General features: G+C 60.8%; 3 protein-coding genes. 2 read left to right on the plus strand and 1 reads right to left on the minus strand.

Going from position 1 to position 5,205, the window contains the following annotated elements; translation table 11 throughout:
* Window positions 1-3,930, minus strand: a 3,930-nt coding sequence (locus Q0K17_RS10345; protein ID WP_294542814.1) for a discoidin domain-containing protein, incomplete at its 3' end; no start/stop codon positions are given.
* Window positions 3,931-4,451: 521 nt separating this feature from the next.
* On the opposite strand from Q0K17_RS10345, the gene Q0K17_RS10350 reads away from it, so the two are divergent.
* Both Q0K17_RS10350 and Q0K17_RS10355 read left to right on the plus strand, forming a co-directional pair.
* Entirely contained in the window at window positions 4,452-4,589 is a 138-nt protein-coding gene (locus Q0K17_RS10350; protein ID WP_294542816.1) for a hypothetical protein, read from the plus strand.
* A 29-nt stretch (window positions 4,590-4,618) separates the two neighbouring features.
* Window positions 4,619-5,101: a hypothetical protein gene (locus Q0K17_RS10355; RefSeq protein WP_294542817.1), complete on the plus strand. Its 483-nt coding sequence runs from the start codon at window positions 4,619-4,621 to the stop codon at window positions 5,099-5,101.
* The last annotated feature ends 104 nt before the right edge of the window (window positions 5,102-5,205 follow it).

The following is a 5,205-nucleotide window of genomic DNA, read 5'->3' on the forward strand; positions in this document are numbered from 1 at the left end:
TTCGGGAATGTCCCCGGCCAGCCAGTCCACCCGCACGGTGTACTCGAACTCGTAGCCGGTGTCCCGCAGGCGCAGGCGGAAGGTGTACAGGCCGTTCTCACTGGCGGCCAGCACGTTGCTGTCGGTGGCTTCGCCGTTCAGGCTCAGCACCTCCACGGCGGCGGGGTCAATGTTCAGGGTCACGGTGGAGGAATCCTCTCCGTTGGTCACGGTGAGCAGGTCGGCTTCGGCAGGCTTGGTCTTGTCGATCCAGGTCACTTCCGCCTCCACTTCGCCCTCGTTGCCGGCGGCGTCCACCATCCGGAAGGTGTAGCTCTCGTTGTCGGTAAAGGTGTGGATGCCTTCCGAATCATCCAGGAAGGTCACCTCCTCGTCGGCCTGCACGGTGGCGGTCACGCTGCCGTTGGTCCAGTCGGCGGGGGAGTAGAGGATGGCGGCCGTGGGCGGGGTGCGGTCGATCCAGCTGACGGTGGCGTCTATGGTCTGCTCCCGGCCCAGGGAGTCGTAATACACAAAGGTGTGGGTGTCATTGTCGGTGAACTCGTAGCTGGTCTCATCGGCGCGACAGCCGTCGGGCAGCACCAGGGTGGCGGTGACGTTGCCCTGGGTGGGTTCCTGGGGCTCGTAGGTGATCTCCGCGGGCAGGTCGATGACCAGGGCCGGGTCCTCGTAGAAGTTCAGCATCTTGCCGCTGAAGTACATGTCCTTCTCCCCGGCATTGTTGTAGTAGGTGGAGGTGGCCACGATCTTCAGGTAGCGGCCCTGCACCGGCTGGTCGATGTCGATGGTCTTGAGGTTCTCGTCGTTGGCCAGATTGGTGAAGGTCTTCACCGGCGTCCAGTCCTGCCCGTCCATGCTCACATAAACGGTGCCGTCCTTCAGACGGCCGTTCTTGCCCCCGGGCAGGTAGGTCAGCCGGGTGATGGCCCGGACCTTGTCGAACCTGACGATGTAATACTTGCCGGTGTCGAAGGTGTTGAACTTGGTGTGCCAGGCGGTATAGGCGCTGCCGTCGATGAAGTTCTTGGCAGCGTGATCGGCGCTGGTGCTGTTCTGGCTGGAGTAGCCCTCCATGGTCACATACCGCAGGGGCAGGTATTGCCGGCCTTCCTCGTAGCTTTCGGGGGTGAAGTGGTAGGTGTATTCGGAGCTCTGCAGGTAGACGCCGTGGGCCTTGTAGCGCACGGTCACGGCGGCGTTGCCGGTGAAGCGTACGGTGCTGTCCAGCCCGCCGGGATAGTCGGCCCAGTGGGCGCCGCCGTCGGTGCTGTATTCCAGGGCGTTGGTGTCCCCGATGAGCAGGTTTTCATCATCGTTGGCGTACAGGGTCTTGGCCGTCAGGGTCTTGCCCGCCTTGATGTCGATGGTGTGGTTCACGTTGGTGCCGGTCAGACCCACCTTGATGTCGGTGTCGGCGGTGATGCGCTCGATCTGGTCCGGGGTCAGCTGGATCTTGTGCTCCGGGGTGTACTCGATCTCGGAGCCGTCGGCGGCGGTGAAGGTCTCCCAGTTGTGGCCGCCGTCCAGGGAGACGCGGACCATCAGTTCGTAGGTGTCGTAGCTGGGGTCCAGCACCACGCAGCCGGCATTGTCCCCGTCAAAGGAGAAGGTGGCCAGTTCCACGCTGTCGGAACCCAGCAGAGAGTTGGCCACGGCGCGGCAGGCGTCGGGCTGCAGGCTCTCGCTGGCGGTGGCGGCGGCCGCCTGCTTCAGGGCGTTGGTCTTCATGGTGTTCAGCTCCACCAGCACCGAACCGGTGGAAATGTGCTTGGTGATCTGGCCCAGCAGGTCCACCATGGGGGCGGGGTAGTAGGTGTAGGTCCTGATGACCTGTCGGGCCAGGTCGGCCCATTCCGACTCGGTGATGTTGGGGTCGGCGCGGTAGGACTTGACCTTGCCGTACAAAGCGTCCAGGTTCAGGTCCAGGCATGCCAGGGAGCGGTCCAGGGCCTGCTCGTGCTTGTCGCTGCCGGCGGGATAGACGTCGGCTACCATCTTGTACAGCCAGGACTGCAGGAACTGGTCGTACCGGTTCAGGGCCGCCTGGGACAGCAGGATGTAGGAGGTGTTGTTGCCCCCGTCCACCTTGTTGTAGTCCATCTGGCCCCAGCCCAGCAGAATGCGGGCTTCGGCGCCGGTGTTCCAGCCCCAGCGGGTGTAGGAGGAAGCCCAGCCGGAGATGTTGTTCCAGATGCTCCAGATGCCTTCGCCCTTTTCGTTCTGGGTGTAGAGCAGGTACGCCTCATGGCTGGGCTGGTAGGTGTTCACGGCGGGGATGCCGTGGGTCTCGTTGATGGACAGCCCCATGCCGGAAATACCCCAGCAGATGCCGCCCACCTCCATCATCATCCACAGGTGGAAGTAATCCTTCTCCCCGTAGGTCACGCCGTAGCGCAGAAAATCATATTTGGCGTCCCAGCTGTCCTTTTGGGCCGGGTCATAGAACTTGGCCTGACTGTAGCTGATGTTGTAGTAGCGCACAAAGGTGTAGGGGTTCAGCCGCTTGGTCAGGTTGTCGGGATATTTGCTTTCCACATATTCCCGCAGCCACAGGATCTCGGCGTCCTCGGTCTTGGAGTCCATGACGTAGCGCACCAGTTCCATGGGATAGGTCTTGAACTCATCCTTGCGCACAAAGTAGCCTTCATCGTACAGCTTCTTGAAGGTGGTGTACTTGACCACCGGGTCGGAGGGGTAGGCGTTGCCGCCGAAGCCCACCATGTAGGTGACGATGGTCTTGCAGTAGGCCACGGCGGTGGCCAGCATCATCTTTTTATACACCAGGGCGTCGCCCTCGTCGCCGATGTCGTTTTTGGCTGCGGCGTACAGATTGCCCAGGGCGGTCAGGGTCTTGTAGCCGGAGCCGTTGTACAGGTTGCCCGCTTCCAGGAACAGCTGCAGCGAGTCCATATCCCCGCGCAGCCAGTCCAGGGCGTCCTTCACGTTGGGCTGGGCCTTCACCGCGTTCTGGATGGACTGGTAGCCCACCCGGGCCACAAAGGCCCGCTCCAGGATCTCCTGACGGTGCAGGGAATAGTTGTCCTCCACCGAATTCAGGGACAGCGCGGCGTCGTACTCTTCCAGCGTCTTGAAGCCGGTGTACAGCTCGCTGCGGATGTCGTAGCCTTCCTTGAGCAGGCGCAGGTCGCCGTACACCGCGTGGTCGTTGCCGGTGGCGCCGTTGTCGTTGGCGTACAGCCGGATGTACCGGTATTCGCCCACCGGGATGCACAGATACTCGGCGTTCTCGCCGGGGGTCAGCACGCCGGTGCGTTTCAGTTCGGTCCACTCCCCGTCCAGGTCGTTGGAGCCGGACACGGTGAACCACACGCCGTTGCCCTTGCCGTTCTGGCTGTAGTCCACACCGGCGTACAGGGACAGCAGAGGATAGGTATCCTTCAGCTCCCCGATGTCGTAGATCAGGGTGGAGGTGGCGTGGGCGCCCATGCCTTTTTCAAACTCGGTGGGGGTGCCGTTCACCAGCAGCTGGATGGTCTTGCCGTTGGGGGCCAGGTTCTGCATCAGGCTGCCGTGGCCCGCCTTGGAACCGGATTCGTAGGCCCGGTCGGACAGGAAGACGTAATCCGGGGTGCCGTCGGTCTCGTCGGCGGCCTCCTCGCCAAACAGGGCGATGCCGTCCACCTCATCGGCGGTGTCCTCCTCCCAGGTGGGACCGGTCACCCCCCACAGGGCGGAAAAGTCGTCCTGCATCTCCTCCGGGTTCAGTCCGGCGGCACCGGCCATCTCGTCGGCGTCCACCACCGACTCTTCGTCCAGGGCGGGCAGTTCCCCCTCGTCCTGTGCCTCCTGCTCTGCGGGCACCGTTTCGGCGCCGGTGTCGGCAGAGGCGTCGTAGGCCGCGCGCACCGGCGCCGCCATCATGGCGCATGCCAGCATCGCCGCCAGCATGCCCGCAAAGGTTCTCTTCATTCTCATCTTGACCCTTTCGTGATTCCTTTTTATACCCCGAACAGGCCTCCCGAGGGCAAAAGAAAAGCCGCTCAAAAAACGGAAAAAATTTCGCATTTGGGCGGATTATCCGGGAATATTTTGCTGCCTGTTTTGTGATATTGATGCATCTTATCACAATAGTCGTAAAGCGTCAATTGCCTGCGCAACAATTTTTTGGTTGTGACCAAAAACCGGGGCGGGAAGAGAGCTTTCCTGGGCAAGTTGGAGAGAGTCCGCCTGAACACAAAGAAACGGACCCGGCAATTTTTTTCAAAATGCACAAGGCAAAATGCACAACGGCATACGTCCTGCCATGCCAGGGAACACGTCCTGCACGCAAACCGGAACGTCTGACGTAGGACTGCGGCGCCCGGGTGCCGTAAAGCGTTGGTGCATCGTAAAAATTCGTCGGTTTACCAATGGACGGAGGGCCCGAAAGGGAGTATACTGCCAGTATCGGAAGGGCCTTACGAAATACAGAGGAAAGGAGGTACACCCGGATGGCAACACACAAGCAGAACAAGCTGCCGGTCAGCAGACACTGTACCAAGGCGGAACTGATGTGCACGCTGGAGAACGTTTATCGCAGATTGCAGAAGCAGGGATACACAGAGGATCAGCTGGAATACCTGTTTTAGCCGCTGGACGACGGGGAAGCCCTGCGCATATGCGAGCGGAAGATGCTGCGGAGAATGATGGAACGGAACGAGATCTGAGAAGCACCCATCCCTTTTCCCCCAACGGTTTTATATTTTTATATAAAGAGAAGGACGGAACGAGCCCCCCACTCGTTCCGCCCTTTTTTGTGTACGGGGCAGGGAACAAGACCGGCAGAAACGCAAAAAAGGCGACGGGGGCCGAGCCGGAAATGAGGAAACCGGGCCTGCGGATTTTTCTCCATGGGCAGTCTCCGGGGCTGCTGCCGGCTTTCACCTTTCCCATCGGTTTGATTGCCGAGAAGAAAGGTGCAAAGATTAGGACCGATATTTTTCTGGAAGTCCTCCGGCAAAAGGAAGAAATCCCCCGGCCGGACACCCCGCCGGAAGGATCCTGCCTGTGCCAGCAGGCGAGTTGGCGGATACCGGACAGCGGATCGGCAACGATTTCTCTCCGTGCCCGGATGCCCGCTGTCTGCGCATCACCGATCTGACCTCCGCGTATTTTGACCCAGAGGGGGGCAGCCGGAGCTGCAGGAACCGCTCTGAATCCGAAAAAATCACCGCAGGAATTTCTCCTGCGGCGATTTTTTTGTGC

The sequence above is a fragment of the uncultured Gemmiger sp. genome, from assembly GCA_944388105.1.
GTDB lineage: Bacteria > Bacillota > Clostridia > Oscillospirales > Ruminococcaceae > Gemmiger.